Below are 21,430 nucleotides of genomic sequence, written 5' to 3'. Positions count from 1 at the left end.
GAGCCCCTGCGCCGTCAGCGCCGCGACGACGCCGCCGGCGGTGCCGTCATTGGCCGCGACCACGGCGTCGACCTTATTGTCGTTGGCGGTGAGGAACTGCTCCATGTTCTTCTGGGCGTTGGCGGGCAGCCAGCCGTCCGTATAGGCTTCGCCGACATTCTTGATCTTGCCGCTGTCGATGGCTTCCTTCAGCACTTCCATCGAGCCCGAGAACAGGAAGTCGGCATTCGGATCGGCACCCGAGCCCTTGATGAAGACGTAATTGCCTTCAGGCTTCACCTTGAACACCTCGCGGGCCTGCATGCGGCCGACTTCCTTGTTGTCGAAGGTCAGGTAGAAGACGTCCTTGTTCTCGATCAGGCGGTCATAGCCGACGACCGGAATGCCCTCGTCGAGCGCCTTCTGCACCGCCGGGCCGATGGCCGAAGCATCCTGCGCCAGGATGATCAGCGAATTGGCGCCCTGCGAAATCAGGCTTTCGACATCGGTCAGCTGCTTGCCGGGATTGGACTGCGCATCGGCGGAAATGTACTTGTCGCCCGCGGCCTCGATCGCCTTCTTCATGGCGGCCTCGTCGGTCTTCCAGCGCTCTTCCTGGAAATTCGACCACGAAACGCCGATGACCTTGTCCTTCGCCTGCGCCACCGACGCCAGCGTCAGCGACATGGCGACACCCGCCAGGATGGCGACTGTGAATCTCGTCATGATATATCCTCCCTGCGCCGCGTATGGCGCGACCAAACTGGCCCGAAGGCCGGCACAAAGGCTCCATTTTTTCGAGCCTCGAAAAAACACTGGTCCATCGTCGGAACACTGTCAACATCGATTCTGATGGATTTTGAGGTGCCGTGTACCTTTTTTCGGGTCCCGCAATAAATAAATGACAGCTCCTGCCGCTTCTGCCAGTATTCGACCCGTTGCCGGAGATGTTCGAAGGGGTGTCAAGAACCGCGGCGACGGGAGGATGTGGTAAACATGTCGGTCGGAATCCGCCACGACGATCTGCGCCGGCGCAACCGCGCCATGGTGATTGCAGCCGTGCGTCAGGGTGGTCAGCCCTCGCGCACCGAGATCGCCGCCACCACCGGCCTCAGCCACTCGACCATATCGGCGATATCAGCCGACCTGATCGGCGAGGGTATCCTGACCGAAGGCAAGCCGAACGAGGCCGGCTCATTGAAACGCGGCCGGCCGCAGGTTGGCCTTGGCCTCAACCCCGAGGCCGCGGCTGTGATGACCGTGGTGCTGTCGCTGAATTTCCTGTCCGTCGCCGTCATCGATTATGCCGGCCAGGTGGTCGCCGAGGAACAGCGCCGGCTGGACACGCTGACCATGTCGCGCGAGGCGCTGATCGGCGAATGCACGGCAATAGTGCGGCGGCGCCTCGAGGACCCCGATCTCGACGTCCGCAGTATTGCCCGCATCGCGCTGGCGATCCAGGGCATCACTGACACCGAGGCGCGTGCGATGCTGTGGTCGCCGATCACGCCGCAGACGGACATTCCCTTCGCCGACATACTTGAAGCCGAGTTCGGCATCCCCGCCACCATGGAGAACGACTGCAACATGATGGCGGTGGCGCTGCGCTGGCGCGACCCCGAACGCTACCGCGACGACTTCATCGCCATCCTGCTCTCGCACGGCATCGGCATGGGCCTGGTGCTGAAGGGCGAGCTGTTCACCGGCACGCATTCATCGGGAGGCGAGTTCGGCCACATGATCCATCGCCCGGGAGGCGCGCTCTGCCGCTGCGGGCGGCGCGGCTGCGTCGAGGCCTATGCCGGCAACTACGCCATCTGGCGCAACGCCAGGCAGCTTGGCGAGGACGCCGAACCGGTCGCAGATGTCAGCGATGCGCAGATGCGGACACTCGCCGCGACGGCAAGGGAGAAAGACGGACCGGAGCGCGAAGCCTATCGCAAGGCCGGCGAGGCGCTGGGCTATGGACTGGGCAGCCTGTTCGCGCTGATCGATCCCGCACCCGTCGCCATGGTCGGCGTCAGCGCCGCCGCCTTCGACCTGATCGAGCCGGCCTTGCGCGAGGCCATCGCCCAGACCGCCGGCGGCCAGCATTCGGAATCGATTTCCTTCGACACCGAGCCGAACGAGCTGCCGCTCATCCGCGAAGGTTGCGCTATGCGCGCATTGACCTTCGTGGACCAGGAGATTTTCGCGCCGGGCGTGCTGGCGAAGCCCGGCGTTCCGGGCAAGAATGTAGCCTGATTTCAGTCTTCGCGGATCGCGTAGCCAGCGCCGCGAATGGTGCGGATCACGTCCGGCATACGGCCATTGTTAACCGCCTTGCGCAGCCGGCCGACATGCACGTCCACGGTGCGTTCATCGATATAGATCGTCTCGCCCCAGACATTGTCGAGCAACTGGCTGCGCGAGAACACGCGGCCGGGATGGCGCATCATGAATTCCAGCAGGCGAAACTCGGTCGGCCCGAGCCGGATCTCGCTCTTCTTGCGATAGACCCGGTGCGATTCCCGGTCGAGCACGATGTCGCCGACCTTGAGCACGCTGGACAGCACTTCCGGCTTGGCGCGGCGCAGCAGCGCCTTGACCCGGGCCATGAATTCCGGTGTCGAGAACGGCTTGACCAGATAGTCGTCGGCACCGGTCGAGAGGCCGCGCACGCGGTCGCTCTCCTCGCCGCGCGCCGTCAGCATGATGATCGGCAGCCTCTCGGTCTCGGGCCGCATTCGCAGGCGCCGACAGAGTTCGATGCCGGAAACCGCCGGCACCATCCAGTCGAGCACCAGGAGGTCGGGCACGTTCTCCTGGAGGCGGATCTCGGCTTCGTCGCCGCGTGTCACCACCTCGACCTGGTAGCCTTCCGATTCCAGATTGTAGCGGAGGAGCACGCCGAGCGGCTCCTCGTCCTCCACCACCATGATGCGTGGCGCGATCATCGATTGATCATCCCTGCCGTCAAGCCGCCGGCACCGACATCGCCGTCTCGTCCTGCTTCGGACGGTTGGCGGGCAGTTGCGTGCCGGTCAGCACATAATATGCATTCTCGGCAATGTTGGTCACGTGGTCGCCGATGCGTTCGAGATTCTTGGCGCAGAACAAAAGATGCGTGCAAGCCGTGATGTTGCGCGGGTCTTCCATCATGTAGGTCAGGAGTTCGCGGAACACCGATGTGTATTTGACATCGATGCGTTCGTCGTCATTCCTGAGCTTGGCGAGTGCGGCGGCATCGCCGGCCGCATATTCCTCGACCACGCCCTGCACCTGGATCAGCACCAGCTGCGCCATGGAGTCGATCGAATGCGACAGGTCGCGTGGCGTGGCGGAGAGGCCGACGGAGCCGACGCGCTTGGCAATGTTCTTGGCAAGGTCGCCGATGCGCTCGAGATCGCCCGCCATCCGGATCGAGCCGACGACATGACGCAGATCGTCGGCCATCGGCTGACGCTTGGCGATGAGGGTGATGGCTCGGTCGTCGAGCTCGCGCTGGCGCGCGTCCATGATGGCGTCGTCGGAGACGACGCGCTGTGCCAGCGCGTTGTCGGAATTCAGCAGCGCCTTGGTGGCGCCGCCGACCATCGTGCCGGCGAGATCGCCCATGTCGCTGATCAGCCTGCTGATCTGTCCGAGATCCTCGTCGAAGGCTGCGACTGTATGTTCGGCCATGATCCTGGTCCTCGTATGCGTGATATCAGCCGAAGCGGCCGGTGATGTAGTCCTGCGTGCGCTTCTCGCGAGGCGACGTGAAGATCTTCTCGGTCTTGTCGAATTCGACCAGTTCGCCCAGATACATGAAAGCCGTCTGGCGTGACACGCGCGCCGCCTGCTGCATATTGTGGGTGACGATGACGATCGTGTAGTCGGCCTGCAACTCGTCGATCAGTTCCTCGATCTTGGCGGTCGACAGCGGATCGAGCGCCGAGGCCGGCTCGTCGAGCAGGATGACCTCCGGCTTCACCGCCACGGTGCGGGCGATGCAAAGACGCTGCTGCTGGCCGCCCGACAGGCTGAGGCCGCTGGCGTTCAGCTTGTCCTTGACCTCGGTCCACAATGCGGCGCGCTTCAGCGCCTGCTCGACACGGCCGTCCATCTCGGCCTTGCTGATCTTCTCATAGAGCCTGACACCGAAAGCGATGTTCTCATAGATCGACATCGGGAACGGCGTCGGCTTCTGGAACACCATGCCGATCTTGGTCCGCAGCAGGTTGAGATCCTGCGAACGGTCGAGAACGTTCTGGCCGTCGAGCAGCACCTGGCCCTCGGCGGTCTGCTTGGGGTAGAGTTCGTAGATGCGGTTGAAGACGCGCAGCAGCGTCGACTTTCCGCAACCCGACGGTCCGATGAAGGCCGTCACGCTGCGCTCGGGCAGCGACAACGTGATGTCCTTCAGCGCCTTCGACTGGCCGTAGTAGAAATTGAGGTTCTTGACCTCGATCTTCGCCTTGGCGGCTGCCTCGGTGGCAATCGTCATGTCTGGAGACAACATCTGGCTCATTTGTCCTCTCTGCGTCCGGTCAGGCTGCGCGCAAAGATGCTGAGCGCGAGAACCGTCAATGTGATTATGAGTGCGCCGGTCCAGGCCAGTTGCTGCCATTCCTCATAGGGGCTGAGAGCGAACTGGAAGATGGTGACCGGCAGGCTGGCCATCGGCGCGTTGAGATTGCTCGACCAGAACTGGTTGTTGAGCGCGGTGAAGAGCAGCGGCGCCGTCTCGCCGGAGATGCGGGCGATCGACAGCAATATGCCGGTGACGATGCCGGAAAGTGCTGCACGATAAGCCACTGATTTGATGACCACCCAGCGCGGCGCGCCGATCGCGGTGCCGGCTTCGCGCAAGGCGTTCGGCACCAGGTTGAGCATGTCCTCGGTGGTGCGCACGACCACGGGGATGACCAGGATGGCCAGCGCGACGGCGCCGGCGATCGCCGAGAAATGCCCCATCGGCCGCACCATCAATTCGTAGACAAACAGGCCAATGATGATCGACGGCGCCGATAGCAGAATGTCGTTGATGAAGCGCACCACGGTGGTGAGTTTCGAGAAGCGGCCGTATTCGGCCATGTAGGTGCCGGCCAGAACACCGATTGGCGTGCCGACGATAACGGCGATGACCGTCATCACCACGCTGCCATAGATAGCGTTCAGCAGGCCGCCGGCATCGCCGGGGGGCGGCGTCATCTGCGTAAACACATCAAGGGAGAGCCCGGCTGCGCCTTTGTAGACCAATGCGCCGAGGATCAGTGCCAGCCAGGCAAGCCCGATGCCCGCGGCGGCGACGCACAGCGTCATCATCACCGAGTTTCTGGTCTTGCGGCGGCTGTGAAGCGACGAGGCTGTCGACATCGGTCAGGCTCCGGTGCGGGCGTCGATGCGCATCAGCATGTAGCGTGCGATGGCAAGGATGAGGAAAGTGATGACGAACAGGATCAGGCCAAGCGCTACCAGCGAGGACGTATAGAGGTCGCCGACGGCTTCGGTGAATTCATTGGCGATGGTCGCGGAGATTGTCGTTGCCGGCGCGAACAGCGAGGTCGAGATGCGGTGCGCATTACCGATCACGAAGGTCACCGCCATGGTTTCGCCGAGCGCGCGGCCAAGGCCAAGCATGACGCCGCCCATGATGCCGATGCGGGTGTAAGGGATGACGACGCGACGTGTCACTTCCCAGGTCGTGCAGCCAATGCCGTAGGCGGACTCCTTCAGCACCGGCGGCACCGTGTCGAACACGTCCTTGGTGATCGAGGTGATGAAGGGCAGCACCATGATGGCGAGGATCAGCGACGAGGTCAGCAGGCCGATGCCGTAGGGCGGACCGGCAAACAGGCTGCCAAGACCGGGAACGCCATGGAAAACGCTGATGATGAAGGGCTGCACCGTCGTCTGCAGGAACGGCGCCAGGACGAACAGGCCCCAGATGCCGTAGATGATCGAAGGAATGCCGGCCAGCAGTTCCACCGCCATGCCGATTGGGCGCCGAAGCGGGCGCGGGCAAAGCTCGGTGAGAAAAATGGCAATGCCGATGCCGAGCGGCACGGCGATCAGGATGGCGATGGCCGATGTGACAATGGTGCCATAGATAGGCGCCAGGGCGCCGAATTTCTCCGTCACCGGGTTCCAGCTCTCGCTGGTCAGAAACGAGAAGCCGAAGGTCGACAGTGCCTGCCAGGAACCGGCAAACAACGAGATGGCGACGCCGCCAAGCAACACCAGCACGAGAATGGCGGCGGCGCGGGTCAGCCCATGGAAGATCGAATCTGTTAACGCGAAGCGTCTGACGATGGCGTCGCGCGAGCCCTTAATGGCTGGCAAGGCTTCCTGGACAGCACTCATGTCAAGCTCGGCTCTTTGTGTTGAGAAAAAGGAGCGCCGCGTGAAGCGGCGCTCCTTCGGGTGATGTTACTCGCCAGCGTAGACCGGCTTGCCGCCGGCCTGGATGTCGGCCTTCCACGAAGCCTTGATCAGGTCGACGACGCTGTCGGGGATCGACACGTAGTCGAGCGTCTTGGCGGTTTCTTTGCCGTCCTTGTAGGCCCAGGCAAAGAACTTCAGCGCTTCGCCGGTGGCAGCGGCATCGTCCGGAGCCTTGTGGATCAGCACCCAGGTCGAGGCGGCGATCGGCCAGGTGGCGTCGCCGGGCTCGTTGGTGATGATGACGTTGAAGTTCTTCGCGCCCTTGAAGTCGGCATTCGAAGCGGCGGCGCCGAAGGATTCGAGCGACGGCTCGACAACCTTGCCGGCTGCATTCACCATCTTGGAGTAGGACAGCTTGTTCTGCTTGGCATAGGCATATTCGACGTAGCCGATGCCGCCGTCGGTCTGCTTGACGGTGTTGGCAACGCCTTCGCTGCCCTTGGCGCCGACGCCGGTCGGCCATTCGACGGCCGTGTCCGAACCAACCTTGTCCTTCCAGTCGGGCGACAGTTTCACCAGGTAGTCGGTGAAGTTGAAGGTCGTGCCCGAACCGTCCGAGCGATGCACGACGGCGATCGCGGTCGACGGCAGGGTGAGCGAGGGGTTCAGCGCCTTGATCGCGGCGTCGTCCCAGGTGGTGATGGCGCCGAGATAGATCTGGGCCAGCGTCTTGCCGTCGAGGACGAGTTCGCCCGGCTTGATGCCCGTGAGGTTGACGATCGGCACGATGCCGCCCATCACCATCGGGAACTGCACGAGGCCGTTCTTTTCGAGGTCTGCATCGGACATCGGCTTGTCGGTGGCGCCGAAGGTCACGGTCTTGGCGATGACCTGCTTGATGCCGCCGCCGGAGCCGATCGACTGGTAGTTGAGACCGATGCCGGTGTCCTTCTTGTAGGTGTCGGCCCATTTGGCGAACACCGGATAGATGAAGGTCGAGCCGGCGCCGGAAAGATCAGCTGCCATTGCTGCGGAAAGGGTGAGGGTGGACGCCGCAGCCATTGCAATCGCAACGGCCGCCGAGCGGATGAAATGTCTCATGTGGCCTGCTCCTGTTCGGAAGATGGTCTCTCGGCGCCACTTCTTTCCGGCGCCCGCTGAGGCCAATAGCCTTGGATTATAACAGTCGCATGACAGTTTCATGTCAGCCCGGTAACGCGTCGCCGGCACCGGGAAAAGCACCGGTGTCGGGCGCTGCGCGGCGCGGTCCGAGTTTACCGCCGGAATCAGGGGCTTGAGCCGTTCGACGGGTGGAAGCACCCGGAATTCGACGGGGCTTTCCCAAGTGAAGAAAATCCGGACGGGAGCGCGTTGCTCGCAGCCAGAGCGTGTCATGGCCGGGCCATCGCCAAAAACAGGTCCGTTGGGGTAGAGTGACACTGTTTCTTGCAGGCGGTCGCTGCTCCCGCCCGTAACTGAGAAGAGCGGAATTCGATTTTACTATTGTTCCGGCTGGACACCGTCTTTGATATGGCGCGATCGCGCCATAGTCACTGCACGCGGAAGTAGCGGCAAATCCCCTGGTGATTCCCTCGATTTGCCTCACCGGATCCTAAATCCAGGCGACGCGGGCGCTATCCCGCGTTGCGGTGGACCTGACGGCCGGCGCCGACCCAGCGCTCGACCTTCTCGAGCAGGGCCTTGGGGCTGATCGGCTTGGGCAGATAGTCGTCCATGCCCGCCTCCAGGCAGCGTTCGCGGTCACCCTTGAGCGCATGCGCGGTGACGCCGACGATCGGCACATGCGTACCGGTTTCCTGCTCCAGCAGGCGGATCGCGGCCGTCGCTTCGAGACCGCTCATCTCCGGCATCGAGACATCCATCAGGATCATGCACGGATTGAGCGTGCCGAAGGCGTCGAGTGCCTTGCGGCCATTGCCGACGATCTCGAAACCGTAGCCGGTCTCGCCGAGGATCTGGGTGAAGACCATCTGGTTCACCTCATTGTCCTCGGCCACGAGGATATCGAGCCTGTGCCCGCCCCCGGTGGCAGGCAGCCTGGGACGAACCGGCGGCGGCTGCAACTGCGCGCGCTGCCCGGAAAGCGCCAGAGGCGACCGCGGGGTAATCTCGAGCGCCTCGCTCGCTGGCGGCTGAACGGCCTGGTCGTTGGTGGCGTGGCGATGGCGCTGGATGGTCGCGACCAGGGTCTCCAGGAGCACCGAGGAGCGTGCCGGCTTGATCAACTGCGCGTCGATGCCGAGATCGCGGTAGCTGGTGTTGGCAAGCGACTGGTCGACCGAGGTCAGCATGATGATCGGCGTGTCCGCGAGGCCCTCGGTGTTGCGCACGATGCGCGCCATTTCGGCGCCGCTCATCTCAGGCATCTGATAGTCGAGCACGACACAATCCACCGCCACGCCATAGGCTGCCGCGGCGATCAGCACCTTGAGACCTTCGGCGCCGCTTTCGGCCGCGCAGGAATCGAACGTCCAAGAGGTCATCTGCTCGGTCAGGATGGCGCGGTTGACGGCATTGTCGTCGACGATCAGCACGCGTGCGCCCGTCACGTCCACCGGCGTGATGCGCTGCCCGTTCTGCTGCCCGGCCCCCGGCAGCGTCACCGTGAACCAGAAGGTCGACCCCTTGCCTTCGGCGCTCTCGACGCCGATGTCGCCACCCATCAGGTCGACCAGCCGCGAGGTGATGGCAAGGCCAAGCCCGGTGCCCTCGTGGCGCCTTGTCGACGACGTGTCGACCTGGCTGAATTTCTCGAACACCAGTTTCTGTTTTTCCTCGGGGATGCCGATGCCGGTGTCGGTGACCGAGATCGTCAGCCTGGTTCCCGTCGGAACTCGTTCGCCGCTCACATCGACCAGCACGTGGCCTTCTTCGGTGAACTTCACCGCATTGCCGAGCAGGTTGGTGACGATTTGCCGGATGCGGCCGACATCGCCGATAAACAGGCTTTCGAGCCGCGGCTCGATGCGCACGATGAGCTCGAGGTCCTTTTCCTTGGCCCGCGTAGACACCAGCGTCGCCACGTCCTCGATCGCCTCGGCGAGATTGAAGGGCGCCGGGTCGAGCACCAGCTGGCCGGCATCGATCTTGGAGAAATCCAGGATGTCGTTGATGATGGTCAACAGCGCATTGCCCGATTTGACGATGATGTCGGTGAATGTCTTCTGCTTCGGGTCGAGATTGGATTTGGCCAGCAGTTCAGCCATGCCCAGCACGCCATTCATCGGCGTGCGGATCTCGTGGCTCATATTGGCGAGGAATTCCGACTTGGCGCGATCGGCGAGCACGGCGCGCTGACGCGCTTCGCTGAGCTCCGCCTCACGCTGCTTCAGTTCCGTGATGTCGGTCGTCGAACCGATCAAATAGAGCGAACCGTCGGAGGCGATCATTGCGCCCTTGCGGGCGAACTGATGCCTGACGCTGCCGTCGGGAAGGCGCACCGTCTCCTCAATCTCCTGGGTCTCGCCGGTACGCAGCACGGCGAGATCGCTGGCCACGAAGGCCTCGCCATCCGGCCCGAAGATCTCGACGTCGGTGTTGCCGATCGCCTCCTGCTTGCTGAAGCCGGTGAGGTCGCACCAGCCCTTGTTGACATAGAACTGCCTGAGATCGGAGCGCTTGGCGTAGATCGAGACCGGTACATTGTCGATCAGGCTGCGGAACACCTCGTTCTCGCGCATGCTCTCTTCCAGAGCTTGCTCGCGTGCCTTGACGTCGGTGATGTCGGTGCTGGAGCCGACCAGATGCACCGATCCGTCCGTGGCCACCAGGCGGCTCTTGCGCGTCACCAACTGCCGCACCGTTCCGTCACGATGGGTGACGGGCTCCTCGACCTCACGCACATTGCCGTTCGTCACGACATCGGTGTCGTCCTGGCTGAAGCCCTCTGCTTCCTCGCCGCTGAATAGCTGGCGGTCGGTCCGGCCGATGACATCGTCCTTGGCGAGACCGGTCAGCGCGCACCAGGCCTTGTTGACGAATTCGATGCTCAGGTCCTGCGCCTTGATGAAGGCGGCTACCGGCAACTCGTCCATGACATGGCGGAAGAGATCGATCTGGCGCATCGAGTGATGAAGCGCAGCCTCGCGGCTCTTCAGATCGGTGATGTCGACGCGCACGCCGATGAAGGTGCCGTCCCCGGTGCGCATGTCGTAGACCTGGTACCAGCGTCCATCCGCGTTGAGGCGCTCATAGGAGGAATTCGGCAGACGGCAACGCGCCAGGATGCTGTCAAGCCAGCGTTCGGAATCGACTTCGTAGAGGCTGTCGATCCCAGGATCGCCGCTCGACCGGAAATAACCGACCGAATGGCCGAACTCCAGCGCTTCGCGGAACGTGCGGCCGGGCTGCCAGAAGGGCTTCAGCGCCGGCAGCGAATCCTGCAGCCTGTGGTTGGCGAAGACGAACTTGTCGTCCCGGTCGTAGATGATAACGCCTGCCGGCAGCGATTCCAGCACGCTGGCGAGATGCTTGCGCTCATCTTCGGCTTCGGTCTCGCGCCGCTTCATGTCGGAGATGTCGAAGAGAAAGCCGGCGACATAGTCGCGGCCGCTTGCCATGCGGACGCGGTTCTTCCTGACAATGCGCGAACGGCTGGCGCCGTCGGCCTCGAAGCTTTCTTCCACTTCATATTGCCGCCCGCCGGCCAGCACCTCACGTTCGCTGCTTTCGAACAGCGCGACGTCGGCCGGCCCGAGGAAATCGCCCCCCGGCCTGCCAAGCATGGCTTGCGGCGCCTGCTTGAACAGCGCCGCGAAGGCCTCGTTGACGAAGACGAATCGCAGATTGTCGTCTTTGACGAAGATCGGATCCTTGACGCCGTTGATCACGGCCTCCGCCAGCCGCGCCTTTTCCAGCGCCTCGGCAAGTTCAGCCTCGCGGTCCTTCATGTCGGTGACATCGACGTAGGAAATGAACCGCTTGCCGCCGGCCAGCGCCGCCATCGACGAGATCAGCGTCCGGCCGTCATTGCGCGGGAACTGCCGCGATCCGGCTGTGCCGGCTCTGATTTCAGCCTCGCGTTCGGCGACATGCCGCTGCCATGTCGCGTCGTCCGAACCATAGGGGTCTATGTCGCGGCTCGCGTCCATCAGATCGCGGAAGCTGCAGCCGATCTCGGCGCGCCGGGCGTCGATCTGCCAGAAATCGTAAAAGGCGCGGTTGATGACCTCGGCACGCATGTCGGCATCGAGGACGAGGACACCGATCGGCATCTGATCGACCATGGTGCGGAGATTGGCGAATGTCTCGGCGATCTTGGCGTTGGCATTCTCGATCTCCGCGTCACGACGCTTGACCTCGGTGACCTCATAGTAGGTCAGCAGCCGCTTGCCTCCCGACAGAGCCGTGACCGAGAACATCATGGTCCGCCCGTCGGTGTGGACAAACTCCCGAGGTGCGACGGTACCGCCCCTGATCTCCTCGATGCGAGTGGCGAGGTAGCGCTGCCATTGCTCTTCGTCGATGTCGCCATAGATGCCGTTGCGGCGGTTGAGTTCCATCAAAAGGCTGAACGGCGCTCCAACCGTCACGGCCCCATCCGGAATCCTGGAGAGGTCGCGATAGGCCTTGTTGACGATCAGCGTGTCGAGCCCGGCATCCAGAAGCACGACGCCCATATGCATGGCGTCCATCGTCCGTTCGAGATCGGCAAGATGCTGGACGGGCTCGCCGCCAGCCGGCGGCTCCATGTCCTCGAAGGCGCTGGCCAGCGCGGTGACGTTGCGGCCTATGCCGCGATAGCCGGCGAATTTTCCTTCGTCGTCGAAACGCGGGAAGCCTGATGTCAGCACCCAGCGGCAGTCGGGGCGGCCACCCTTCAGTTCGTAGACGAAGTCGCGGAACGGCCGGTGCGCCTGCAAGTCCTCCAGATGGGCTGCCGCGCTCCGGTTGCCCTTCCGGACCTGATTGAGAAAATCGAACCGGAACCGGCCAAGCACATCAGCCGGATCGATGCCCGTCGCAGCCTGATAGTCTTGAGAAAGCCAGGAAAAGCGAAGCTCCGCGTCGGTTTCCCAGGTCCAGTCCGAAGCCGCTTCGACGAGCTGGCGAAGCGCGCCGGCGCGATCCATGTCTACGCCGGACGATCGATCGCCGCCATGCGCGGCTGCCTTGCCGGGCTCACGCTTGCCGCGCGCGCCGATTGCTTCGTTCGATTCCGCCATGCTGTCCCCACCCCGAAAATCAAGGCCGAACCCTCCCTCCGCGGTTCGTCGGCGGAATGTGCCGCAGAAGCATTAACGATCCGCTAACCTTAACGGCGCAACCGGCCTGTTCCTGCTGCGTTATTCCGTCCGGTTGTGGCGCGCGGCAAGGCCGCGCTATAAGCATGCGTAGGGGTGTTGCTAATGTATGGACGAATAGGGCCTTTCTTGCTGGGCGTGGCGCTGCTTTTCGGCGGCGGCTGCTCGCGCAGCTATGACGGCACGGTCATCATCCCGCGGCCGCTCGACGCCAGGCGTATCTGGGACCGACCACCGCCCAATGTCGATTACCAGCCGCGGGTCGACAACGGCGCCTTTCCGGGGCCGCCACACCCCCCTGGACGGGTTTCCGAGCGCAAGGCCCTGAAACCTGCGCCGCACAGACGGCATCAGACCAGGGCGTCACCGCCGCCTTCCCCGCCATCGGACTCCGAAAAGCAATTGGCATGCAGGAACGTGAGCGCGCCCGGCCAAAGGGTTCGCATGGTCTGCGAATAGAACGGTTCGGCGTTTGACAGTATCGCCAGACCGCTCCCGCGAACAGTGTCCTGTAGCGACGCCGCGCCTTCCTCGGTTGCTTGGCTCCAGCCTGTCATTCAGCCGGGAAGAAGGCCGGACCGACCACACGCACGGTGCGCTTGCCGGGCTCTATCGACTGGAGCTGAACGGCACCCGGAGCCTCGATGTCGGTTTCCGGAATTGCCGCGACGCTGCCGAGGTCCGGCTTTGCCTGAGGCAAAGGGATGATTGCATTGGTCATGTTCGCGGGCGTCACCGTCCTAGCCCTCAGTTTGGCAACCCGCTGATAATAACGCTTGACGTCGCAGGCCTTGAAATTGGCATCGTCACGATACCGGAAAGCGGCCGGCAACTCGGTGTATGGTTTGCGCGTGTCGAGCGCCACCATGCTGTCGGTTTCCTGGCTGATATCGCTCAGCGTGTAGAGATCGACCGCCGGATCATCGCAGATGTAACGGCATTGATCGGCCATTTCCTTGAGATCGCGGTTGCCGGCGAATTGCGACTTTGGCGCGGGGAAGAAATACCCATCCGAAAGGCGGACGCAAAACAGCATCGCATTGCCGCCGGTCGCGGCCCCGGCCGCTGCCGTCGCGGATTTCGCCTTCGGCGCCGGGCGCTCCTGCTTTACCCCCGATGAACAGCCGAGCGCCGCGAACCGCGCCTGCAGGCCCGAATTGTCACGGCCGGAATTGGACGCAACCGCGATCTGGCGCTGCACCTCCGTCCGGTTTCGAGCGAGGTCGGCACAAGCGTTGAAGAAGCCGCCTGCGGCACTTTGCGCGGTGCACTTGCGCTGCCTCTCCAGGCCCTGGATTGCCGCGATCTGGCGACGAAGCTGAGCCAGCGCCGGGCTCACGCCTCCGCCGCGGCCAGCGGACAGCAATTGACTTTTGATCGCACCACAGCTGTCCGCGTAGGAAGGTGTCGTGCCGGACGCAAACGCAGCGACCGTTGCCAGCACGATCATCATGGAAAGACAGAAACGGGTCATCCGAACGTCATGATCCTTGTTGCCGAATAGTCCGGAACTAGGCTCTTTCGACTTGGGCAAACTTCCCCTAAATGAGCTATACCTAATATTTTAGGACTTCTGGCCTGAACAGACCTTCATCTAGTTTAATATAGTCCTGCATGTAAATTCCATATTACATTTTTATTTCAAGATTGAGACGAACCGGGAAGCAACGGAGACAGATCCGCGGCCGTCGGCAGGCCTGCGTCGAGCCATGCGATCAATCGGGCGTTACCGGTCTCTGCCTTGAAACCTTTGCTCGTGCTGCTGCGTTGAGGGGCGAAGGAGAACGCAGATGTCGATCCACTTCACGGTGTCGGAACTGACAAGAAGCCTTTTTCACTCTCTCGGGCGGGATCACGAGCGTGGCCCACGGCCGCTCAACCCCGAGCAAAACCTGTTGCTCGAGTGCTATCTGGCCGGGCAGATTCCTGAATCGGCCTGGAGCGACTATGTCTTTGAGACACCGGATCTGGCACGGCATGCCGAAGTACGGCGCCTCAGCCGTTGATTTGCGCCAATCGGGGAAAGACGCCCGACGCAGCTCTCCGATTCAGACGAACCAGCCACGTTGATGCCCGTTCCATGGCAGACTTTTTGGGCGTGCCGCTACTGCTTGGGCGAAACGAATTGCTGTGTGAACACGTTGCCGGCAATTCCTTGCGACAACTCCGGCGATAAACTCAGCGGCGTACAATTCTTCACCGCCGCTATTGCCGCATCGATGAACGACTGACGCGCCTTGTCGTCGCCGGCCACCTTGACGGCGGTTGGTCGCGGCGCGCCAATCAGAGTACCGTCGCGCTTGAAACTGAAGCTCAGGGTTACAGTCGAATTCCCGGCGTCGGCGGGCGGCGTCCAGCACGACTGGATCGCGGCCCCGACAGCGTCCATGGTGTTGAGCGTTGCGGCAACCGATGCGCATACGACACCCGTCGACATCACGCCCGCAATCACCAGCTTTGCAACGCGTTTCATCGCACGCCTCATCGTCACGACCAGCCGGCAATCCGCGCGGACTGCCGGAATCGATGGTAGGGCCGATACAGGCAATGGCAATATCCCTCGCCGAAAAGTTGTTCGGAGAGAGCCGACTGCGAAGCCGCCCGGGCGACTGACCGAGACCGATGCGAGCCAATGCCGAAAAACAAAAAGGCCGGCACTGAGCCGACCTTTCCTTTCCGCCTCGGCAGTTGCGCCAGTACATCCGTGGTCGCGGGCCGAAAGCGAATTGTCTCCAGTAGACAGGCTATTGGTAAACCAAACCTTAACGTGCCTGCCGTCCCACGCACTAAGTCAGGATTCGATAGCCCTGAAGGCCATCATCTTGCGGTAGGATGGTCCAGGCGCCCGCCCTGAACTCGGCTTCCGGCAGGTGGATTCGGGCATACGGACGTGCCGGTTTTTCACGGGGCATCGCGCGCTCTTTTCGAGGCATGCCGAGCCATGCAGGTACTGGTCCGAACTTGTAGCTTGTCAGGAGGGCAACGACCGGGCCGTTGCTTGGTACGCCCAAGGGGAATCGAACCCCTGTTCCCGCCGTGAGAGGGCGGTGTCCTGACCGCTAGACGATGGGCGCGTTCAAGAAGGGGCGATATAGGCTGGCGGCTGGGAAAAAGCAACTGGGGTTTGGCGGCTTTGCAGCATCGAACGAAAAACCGCCCACAAGCTAGCGTTTCGGCTCGATCAGGTCCCAGAGATTGCCGTGGAGATCGGCGAAAACGGCCACGGTGCCGTAGGGCTCGAAGCGCGGCGCCTCGCGGAATTCGACGCCTTTGTCCAGCATAGCGGCGTGATCGCGGGCAAAATCGTCGGTTTCGAGGAACAGGAAGACCCGGCCGCCGGTCTGGTTGCCGATGCTTTTCCTCTGCGCCTCGTCGGACGCCTCGGCAAGCAGCAGCCTGGCACCCTGTCCGTTGGCCGGCGCGACGGTCACCCAGCGCTTGCCGCCGCCGAGACCGACATCCTCGGTCAGGGTAAAACCCAGCCGCTCGACATACCAGGCGATCGCCTCGTCATAATCGGCGACGACCAGCGTCACGGTCGCGACACGGCGATGTTCGGCAAACCCGGTCATGTCCGCCGCAAACTTGTTTGCTGCATTGCCGCCTGCCTATTTGTTGCGGATTGCAAAACGGCCGATCAGGCGGCGCTCGGAGATATCATAGACGAAGATCGCACGGCTGCCGTCGGCAAGCTCGGCGTCGATAGAAAGGCGGCTGCCCGACAGTGACTGACCGACCACCCGGGAGCCTACCGGCAGCACGATGTCCCCGCTGAGCGGTTCGCCGGCGGGCACCTGGACGTCGCCGGCCAGCGGCGGGCTCACCGGCGTTGCCTTGCGTGATTTGTAGACAATCGCCGCGATCACCACCATAAGAGCCAGAAGGAGCAGGCCGAGATTGATGGCCATGAAGCGGATGAGCCTGCCGCGCAGCTTGTCGACCGCGGGGTCAAGCGGCTTTTCCTGCTCTTCATCGGCATCGGGCCGGGCCATGGCAAATATTCCGGAATGGTTTTTCGATGAGCGCTCATAGCGAAGAGGCCCGTGAATTGATAGAGGCCGCGCCCACCTTGCTGGTCGCCGGCGCGGATGCGGCCGGCCAACGCCTCGACCAGTGGCTGGCGGCAGCGCTTGGCCCCGACATGTCACGCAGTCGCGTGCAGATGCTGATCAGGCAAGGCGGTGTCGTCATCGACGGCAAGCCGGTCAACGAAACCAAGCGCAAGATGAGCGCTGGCGAACATGTGTCGGTCGTCATGCCGGAACCGGAACCGGCGCTGCCGCAGGGCGAGAACATCGCGCTCGACGTGCTCTACGAAGACGACGAGTTGATCGTCATCAACAAGCCGGCGGGGCTTGTCGTTCACCCCGGCGCCGGCAACTGGACCGGCACGCTGGTCAATGCGCTCATCCACCATTGCGGCGACAGCCTGTCGGGCATTGGCGGGGTGCGCCGCCCGGGCATCGTCCACCGCCTCGACAAGGAGACCAGCGGCGTCATGGTGGTCGCCAAGACCGACCGCGCCCACAAGTCGCTGTCGGAAGCCTTCGCCGACCACGGCCTGACCGGCGACCTCGAACGCGCCTACCTGGCTTTGGTTTGGGGCACACCGCAAAGGCCGGCCGGCACGATCGATGCGCCGCTTGGCCGCGCCGCCGACCGGGTGCGCCGCGCCGTCGTGCCGGAAGGCCGCGACGACGCGCGCCACGCCGTCACCCGCTTTGCCGTGCAAGAGCGCTTCGGCGAAGGCCAGCGGGAATTCGCCACCGCGAGCCTCGTGGAATGCCGGCTGGAAACCGGCCGCACCCACCAGATCCGCGTCCACATGGCCCATATCGGCCATCCCGTTATCGGCGATCCCGATTACGGCTTGGCGTTCCGCACCAAGGCCAATCGGCTGCCGGAGCCCCTGAAAACTCAGGTCAAGGCATTTTCCCGGCAAGCTTTGCATGCCTGGCTCCTTGCATTTCGGCACCCCACTACCCATCTAACGATGAGGTTCGAGGCGCCGATACCGGAGGACATGGAGGAGCTCGTCGACGGCTTCCGCAAACTCTGAACCAACCATCAAAAAACTTGACTGTCATTGTTCACTTCAGCGTGACACACTGTTTCGTGTTGAACAAATGCCTGTCTTTTCTGGTTTTGTTCCTGTATAAGATCTGATGTCGCGGGCGAGCCTTTTGGTGCTCGCGTCACATGCCCGCCGCGTTTCGGGGGCATTACTCCAATAGAGAGGGGGCGCTATCATGGCCCAGTCATTACCCAGTATCGTTTCCGGCGAAGGCGGCCTCAGCCGCTATCTGGAAGAAATCCGCCGCTTTCCCATGCTTCAGCCGCAGGAAGAGTACATGCTCGCCAAGCGTTATGCCGAGCATGAAGACACCACGGCCGCGCATAAGCTCGTCACCAGCCATTTGAGGCTCGTCGCCAAGATCGCCATGGGCTATCGCGGCTACGGCTTGCCGATCGGCGAGGTGATCTCGGAAGGCAATGTCGGCCTGATGCAGGCCGTCAAGAAATTCGAACCCGAGCGCGGTTTCCGCCTCGCCACCTACGCCATGTGGTGGATCAAGGCCTCGATCCAGGAATACATCCTGCGCTCGTGGAGCCTGGTCAAGATGGGCACGACCGCCAACCAGAAGCGCCTGTTCTTCAATCTCCGCAAGGTGAAGGGCAAGATTCAGGCGCTGGACGACGGCGATCTCAAGCCCGACCAGATCGCCGAAATCGCCACGCGGCTGAACGTTTCCGAGGCCGAAGTGGTGTCGATGAACCGCCGCCTGTCCGGCGACGCGTCACTCAACGCGCCGATCCGGGCGACGGAAGGCGAGTCCGGCGAATGGCAGGACTGGCTGGTCGACGACCACGAAAGCCAGGAAGAGATGCTGATCGAGCAGGACGAACTGGAAAACCGGCGCGGCATGCTGTCGGGCGCTCTGGCTGTGCTCAACGATCGCGAGCGGCGCATCTTCGAGGCGCGTCGCCTCGCCGAGGAGCCGCTCACCCTGGAAGAGCTTTCGGCCGAGTTCGACATCAGCCGCGAGCGCGTGCGCCAGATCGAGGTGCGCGCTTTCGAGAAGGTGCAGGATGCCGTCAAGGCCGCCGCCAAGCGCCAGATGCAGGCGCTGCGCACCATCGAGGCACAGCCGGCGGCTTAAAGCCGGGACCGATTACGAAATGGAGGGCGGCCTCAGGAAGCTGGCGCCGCCCTTTTTGTATACAAGAAGCCGGAGCGTACCCTCAAAGCCCATCAAGCGGAAACTTGAGGTACCGCCGGCCATTGGCTTCCGGCTCCGGCAGCCGTCCGCCATTCATGTTGACCTGCAGCGCATGCAGGATCAGCCGCGGCATCGGCAATGTCCGGTCACGCGCCTCGCGCAGGGCGACGAACTCGGCCTCGCTGCGGGCAGCGACAAGATGGATGTTGGTCGCCTTTTGCGCCCCGACCGTGCTTTCCCACATCGGCTCGCGCCCGCCGGCCTGGTAATCATGGCCGACGAACAGCCGGGTTTCCTCCGGCAAGGCCAGGATGCCCCGGATCGAACGCCAGAGCCGCGCGGCGCTGCCGCCGGGAAAATCCGTCCTTGCCGTGCCGCTGTCGGGCATGAACAGCGTGTCATGCACGAAGGCGGCGTCACCGACCACATAGGTGATCGAGGCCAGCGTATGTCCGGGTGAGAACAGCACCTTGACTGGAAGGGTTCCGATCCGAAACGTCTCGCCTTCGGCAAACAGCCTGTCCCACTGCGAACCGTCGGCGGGAAAATCGGGCCAGTTGTAGATGACCTTCCATAGTGCCTGGACGTCGACGATCCTGTCGCCGATCGCCATCGGCGCTTCGGTCTTCTGTTTCAGATAGTGCGCCGCCGAGAAATGGTCGGCGTGGGGATGGGTGTCGAGGATCCACTCGAGCTCCAGCCCATTTTCCCCGATGAAAGCGAGCAGCGCATCCGCGCTCCTCGTACCCGTTGCGCCAGATTTCTCGTCGAAATCCAGGATTGGATCGATGATGGCGCAGCGCTTCGTCGTCGGGTCCGCGACGACATACTGGATGGCTCCGGTCGGCTTGTCATAGAAGCCACTGACCAAAGGCCTGGCCAAAGCTACATCCACTTCCGGCTCCATCGCTCACAGCCGGCAGGAACGATTTTCTCCGCCGGAACCCGCGGCGAGCATGGTTGTCCGCCCCGTCGAGCCAGTCAAGCATGACTTGGCTCGCAGGAGCGGAAAAACCAAAAACTGTTCCGACGAGCCGGCTTCAGGCGGAAGGTTGTTTGGTCTTCCTGAGATAGGGCAGGATGGTCTCGTAAGCGCCGAAGCGCTTGATCGCATCCTCGTTGGAAACGGCGGCCGTGATGATGACGTCCTCGCCCTGCTTCCAGTTCGCCGGCGTCGCCACCTGGTGCTTGGCGGTGAGCTGCATGGAATCGACCGCGCGCAGGATCTCGTCGAAGTTGCGCCCCGTCGTCATCGGATAGGTCAGCACCAGCTTGATCTTCTTGTCCGGTCCGATGACTTAGACCGAGCGCACGGTGGCGTTGTCGGCGGGCGTGCGGCCTTCCGAGGTTTCGCCGGCGCCGCCTGGCAGCATGTCGTAGAGCTTGGCGACCTTGAGGTCCTTGTCGCCGATCAGCGGATAATGCACCGAATGGCCCGTCGCCGTCTTGATGTCGTCCTGCCATTTGCCGTGGCTTTCGACCGGGTCGACCGAAATGCCGATGATCTTGACGTTGCGCTTCTTGAACTCGCCCTCGAGCCCCGCCATCGTGCCAAGCTCGGTCGTGCAGACCGGCGTGAAATTCTTCGGATGGCTGAACAGGATCGCCCAACCGTCGCCGATCCAGTCATGGAACTTGATGGTCCCTTGCGTGGTCTCGGCGGTGAAGTCCGGCGCGATGTCGTTGATACGAAGACTCATGACCTATCCCTACCCCTGGTGAAATCTAGCCTGCATTCTATCGCCGGCCGGCGCCGGCACCTATTCCTAGCACCGCTACGTGACTGATTAAACGGTGGAGATGACGGCTATTCACCCGACGGGCAAAAATTTTTCCGCGCCTTCGGATCGGGGCGAAAATAAAGCGTGACATTGGGCATGAGACAAACGCCAGGGATCGGCGAGGCGCCTCAGGCCTTGGTGATCGCCAGCGACGTCGCTAGGTCTTCCATACGCTGCGCCAGGGCGCCGAGCGCGTTGGTCAGCACGCTGTCGCTCTTGTCGGCCTTGGTCAGCGCCTCGTCACGCGTCTTGCGCAAGGTCAGCACTTCGCTCTCCATGCCCTTGACCCGCTTCTGCAGTTCGGAAAGCTCGTCCATCACCATGATGCCGGCCATGACGGTCAGCCGCTGGTCGCCGATCTCGCCAAAAGAATCCTTCAGATGCGAGACATAACGATCGAAGCGTTCGGCGAGATCGATCAGATGCTCTTCCTGGCCCTCGTCGCAGGCCATGCGGTACTGCTTGCCGTCGATTGAAACCGTGACCTGTGCCATCGGGCCAGCTCCTATCTGTCCAACACGGCGCGGATGGTTTCCATCGCGGTCACCAGCCGTCGCGAGACTTCCTTGTTGGCGTCTTCCAGCCGTTCGGCGCGCGCTTCCGAATTGTCGAGCTCCTGCGCCAGCCGCGAGCGATCGGCATTCATCCGCTGCACTTCTGCCTCGGCTTCCGAATAGTCGCGTTCGTGCTCGAGCTTGGCCGCGACGGCGTTTTCCAGCCCCTCGATGGCCTTGCTCAGCCTGGCGATTACTTCCTTGAGCGTGGTTTCCCCGGTCATGGCCTTCGTCCTGTGCCCTGCCCATCACCGAATCGTTCGCGTTCAGAACGCGTTATGTCT

The 21,430-nt window shown here is 62.8% G+C and carries 19 protein-coding genes, 1 tRNA gene and 1 pseudogene; 4 read left to right on the top strand and 17 right to left on the bottom strand.

All coding sequences use genetic code 11. From position 1 onward, the window contains the following. The coding region (locus O7A61_RS09570) for a substrate-binding domain-containing protein (protein ID WP_337129495.1) at window positions 1-705 on the bottom strand (705 nt) is incomplete at its 3' end. A gap of 270 nt (window positions 706-975) precedes the next feature. Between O7A61_RS09570 and O7A61_RS09565 the strand changes: the two genes are divergently transcribed. Beyond that, window positions 976-2,223, top strand: a complete 1,248-nt coding sequence (locus O7A61_RS09565) for an ROK family protein (RefSeq protein ID WP_337129493.1) — start codon at window positions 976-978, stop codon at window positions 2,221-2,223. A 2-nt stretch (window positions 2,224-2,225) separates the two neighbouring features. Here O7A61_RS09565 and phoB read toward each other — a convergent pair whose 3' ends face one another. From phoB to O7A61_RS09525, 8 genes are all read right to left on the bottom strand, one after another. Further along, on the bottom strand, window positions 2,226-2,915 hold the full coding sequence (phoB, locus tag O7A61_RS09560) for a phosphate regulon transcriptional regulator PhoB (protein WP_010911896.1): 690 nt from the start codon (window positions 2,913-2,915) through the stop codon (window positions 2,226-2,228). A 19-nt stretch (window positions 2,916-2,934) separates the two neighbouring features. Further along, entirely contained in the window at window positions 2,935-3,642 is a 708-nt protein-coding gene (phoU, locus tag O7A61_RS09555) for a phosphate signaling complex protein PhoU (RefSeq protein ID WP_337105762.1), read from the bottom strand. 25 nt (window positions 3,643-3,667) lie between these two features. Next, window positions 3,668-4,471 (bottom strand): phosphate ABC transporter ATP-binding protein PstB, encoded by an 804-nt coding sequence (gene pstB / locus O7A61_RS09550; protein ID WP_027141902.1) that lies wholly within the window; start codon window positions 4,469-4,471, stop codon window positions 3,668-3,670. After that, window positions 4,468-5,319 (bottom strand): phosphate ABC transporter permease PstA, encoded by an 852-nt coding sequence (pstA, locus tag O7A61_RS09545; RefSeq protein WP_337129490.1) that lies wholly within the window; start codon window positions 5,317-5,319, stop codon window positions 4,468-4,470. The genes pstB and pstA overlap by 4 nt, the downstream gene beginning before the upstream one ends. Before the next feature lie 3 nt (window positions 5,320-5,322). After that, window positions 5,323-6,306, bottom strand: a complete 984-nt coding sequence (gene pstC / locus O7A61_RS09540; protein WP_337105759.1) for a phosphate ABC transporter permease subunit PstC — start codon at window positions 6,304-6,306, stop codon at window positions 5,323-5,325. A gap of 66 nt (window positions 6,307-6,372) precedes the next feature. Beyond that, window positions 6,373-7,428, bottom strand: coding sequence for a phosphate ABC transporter substrate-binding protein PstS (gene pstS, locus O7A61_RS09535; RefSeq protein WP_337129489.1), 1,056 nt, complete (start codon window positions 7,426-7,428; stop codon window positions 6,373-6,375). Between the two features lie 533 nt (window positions 7,429-7,961). Then, window positions 7,962-12,512, bottom strand: coding sequence for a PAS domain-containing protein (locus O7A61_RS09530; RefSeq protein ID WP_337129487.1), 4,551 nt, complete (start codon window positions 12,510-12,512; stop codon window positions 7,962-7,964). A gap of 631 nt (window positions 12,513-13,143) precedes the next feature. After that, window positions 13,144-14,064, bottom strand: a complete 921-nt coding sequence (locus O7A61_RS09525) for a DUF2865 domain-containing protein (RefSeq protein WP_337129486.1) — start codon at window positions 14,062-14,064, stop codon at window positions 13,144-13,146. Window positions 14,065-14,380: 316 nt separating this feature from the next. Here O7A61_RS09525 and O7A61_RS09520 point away from each other — a divergent pair, with 316 nt between their 5' ends. Continuing rightward, the gene (locus O7A61_RS09520) at window positions 14,381-14,596 is read left to right on the top strand and encodes a hypothetical protein (protein WP_337129485.1); all 216 of its coding nucleotides are present in this window, start codon (window positions 14,381-14,383) and stop codon (window positions 14,594-14,596) included. A gap of 98 nt (window positions 14,597-14,694) precedes the next feature. Here the strand turns inward: O7A61_RS09520 and O7A61_RS09515 are convergent, their stop codons facing one another. From O7A61_RS09515 to O7A61_RS09500, 4 genes are all read right to left on the bottom strand, one after another. Next, on the bottom strand, window positions 14,695-15,063 hold the full coding sequence (locus O7A61_RS09515; RefSeq protein WP_337129499.1) for a hypothetical protein: 369 nt from the start codon (window positions 15,061-15,063) through the stop codon (window positions 14,695-14,697). Window positions 15,064-15,589: 526 nt separating this feature from the next. Then, window positions 15,590-15,664, bottom strand: a tRNA-Glu gene (locus O7A61_RS09510). Between the two features lie 90 nt (window positions 15,665-15,754). Next, a complete protein-coding gene (locus O7A61_RS09505) occupies window positions 15,755-16,162 on the bottom strand; it encodes a VOC family protein (protein ID WP_027141894.1) in 408 nt (135 codons plus the stop codon). Between the two features lie 36 nt (window positions 16,163-16,198). Beyond that, the gene (locus O7A61_RS09500) at window positions 16,199-16,582 is read right to left on the bottom strand and encodes a fimbrial protein (RefSeq protein ID WP_337129484.1); all 384 of its coding nucleotides are present in this window, start codon (window positions 16,580-16,582) and stop codon (window positions 16,199-16,201) included. 26 nt (window positions 16,583-16,608) lie between these two features. Between O7A61_RS09500 and O7A61_RS09495 the strand changes: the two genes are divergently transcribed. Together O7A61_RS09495 and rpoH are read left to right on the top strand one after the other, a co-directional pair. Then, complete coding sequence (locus O7A61_RS09495) at window positions 16,609-17,649, top strand: RluA family pseudouridine synthase (protein ID WP_337129483.1); 1,041 nt, start codon at window positions 16,609-16,611, stop codon at window positions 17,647-17,649. Between the two features lie 190 nt (window positions 17,650-17,839). Next, window positions 17,840-18,751 carry an RNA polymerase sigma factor RpoH gene (rpoH, locus tag O7A61_RS09490; RefSeq protein ID WP_015315375.1) on the top strand — a complete coding sequence of 304 codons (912 nt, stop codon included), beginning with the start codon at window positions 17,840-17,842 and terminating at the stop codon, window positions 18,749-18,751. Window positions 18,752-18,833: 82 nt separating this feature from the next. On the opposite strand, the gene O7A61_RS09485 is transcribed toward rpoH, so the two are convergent. From O7A61_RS09485 to O7A61_RS09470, 4 genes and pseudogenes are all read right to left on the bottom strand, one after another. After that, window positions 18,834-19,718 carry an MBL fold metallo-hydrolase gene (locus tag O7A61_RS09485; protein ID WP_337129481.1) on the bottom strand — a complete coding sequence of 295 codons (885 nt, stop codon included), beginning with the start codon at window positions 19,716-19,718 and terminating at the stop codon, window positions 18,834-18,836. Window positions 19,719-19,851: 133 nt separating this feature from the next. Then, window positions 19,852-20,511 (bottom strand): annotated as a pseudogene (locus O7A61_RS09480) (peroxiredoxin). Window positions 20,512-20,720: 209 nt separating this feature from the next. Further along, window positions 20,721-21,086, bottom strand: coding sequence for a cell division protein ZapA (locus O7A61_RS09475; protein ID WP_027141889.1), 366 nt, complete (start codon window positions 21,084-21,086; stop codon window positions 20,721-20,723). Between the two features lie 11 nt (window positions 21,087-21,097). Further along, window positions 21,098-21,370 (bottom strand): DUF4164 domain-containing protein, encoded by a 273-nt coding sequence (locus tag O7A61_RS09470; protein WP_015315371.1) that lies wholly within the window; start codon window positions 21,368-21,370, stop codon window positions 21,098-21,100. Window positions 21,371-21,430 lie beyond the last annotated feature (60 nt).

Source organism: Mesorhizobium sp. Cs1321R2N1 (assembly GCF_037179725.1).
In the GTDB taxonomy this organism is placed as follows: Bacteria; Pseudomonadota; Alphaproteobacteria; order Rhizobiales; family Rhizobiaceae; genus Mesorhizobium; species Mesorhizobium salmacidum.
This window is presented reverse-complemented; position numbering and strand designations above follow the sequence as displayed.

Excerpts from the sequence above, each read along its gene's own strand:
- O7A61_RS09500 (WP_337129484.1), bottom strand. The coding sequence starts at position 16,582 with ATGGCCCGGCCCGATGCCGATGAAGAGCAGGAAAAGCCGCTTGACCCC.
- O7A61_RS09525 (WP_337129486.1), bottom strand. The coding sequence starts at position 14,064 with ATGACCCGTTTCTGTCTTTCCATGATGATCGTGCTGGCAACGGTCGCT.
- O7A61_RS09505 (WP_027141894.1), bottom strand. The coding sequence starts at position 16,162 with ATGACCGGGTTTGCCGAACATCGCCGTGTCGCGACCGTGACGCTGGTC.
- O7A61_RS09565 (WP_337129493.1), top strand. The coding sequence starts at position 976 with ATGTCGGTCGGAATCCGCCACGACGATCTGCGCCGGCGCAACCGCGCC.
- pstC (WP_337105759.1), bottom strand. The coding sequence starts at position 6,306 with ATGAGTGCTGTCCAGGAAGCCTTGCCAGCCATTAAGGGCTCGCGCGAC.
- O7A61_RS09475 (WP_027141889.1), bottom strand. The coding sequence starts at position 21,086 with ATGGCACAGGTCACGGTTTCAATCGACGGCAAGCAGTACCGCATGGCC.
- pstB (WP_027141902.1), bottom strand. The coding sequence starts at position 4,471 with ATGAGCCAGATGTTGTCTCCAGACATGACGATTGCCACCGAGGCAGCC.
- O7A61_RS09515 (WP_337129499.1), bottom strand. The coding sequence starts at position 15,063 with ATGAAACGCGTTGCAAAGCTGGTGATTGCGGGCGTGATGTCGACGGGT.
- phoU (WP_337105762.1), bottom strand. The coding sequence starts at position 3,642 with ATGGCCGAACATACAGTCGCAGCCTTCGACGAGGATCTCGGACAGATC.
- O7A61_RS09520 (WP_337129485.1), top strand. The coding sequence starts at position 14,381 with ATGTCGATCCACTTCACGGTGTCGGAACTGACAAGAAGCCTTTTTCAC.
- O7A61_RS09470 (WP_015315371.1), bottom strand. The coding sequence starts at position 21,370 with ATGACCGGGGAAACCACGCTCAAGGAAGTAATCGCCAGGCTGAGCAAG.
- pstA (WP_337129490.1), bottom strand. The coding sequence starts at position 5,319 with ATGTCGACAGCCTCGTCGCTTCACAGCCGCCGCAAGACCAGAAACTCG.
- rpoH (WP_015315375.1), top strand. The coding sequence starts at position 17,840 with ATGGCCCAGTCATTACCCAGTATCGTTTCCGGCGAAGGCGGCCTCAGC.
- pstS (WP_337129489.1), bottom strand. The coding sequence starts at position 7,428 with ATGAGACATTTCATCCGCTCGGCGGCCGTTGCGATTGCAATGGCTGCG.
- O7A61_RS09495 (WP_337129483.1), top strand. The coding sequence starts at position 16,609 with ATGAGCGCTCATAGCGAAGAGGCCCGTGAATTGATAGAGGCCGCGCCC.
- O7A61_RS09485 (WP_337129481.1), bottom strand. The coding sequence starts at position 19,718 with ATGGAGCCGGAAGTGGATGTAGCTTTGGCCAGGCCTTTGGTCAGTGGC.
- O7A61_RS09530 (WP_337129487.1), bottom strand. The coding sequence starts at position 12,512 with ATGGCGGAATCGAACGAAGCAATCGGCGCGCGCGGCAAGCGTGAGCCC.
- phoB (WP_010911896.1), bottom strand. The coding sequence starts at position 2,915 with ATGATCGCGCCACGCATCATGGTGGTGGAGGACGAGGAGCCGCTCGGC.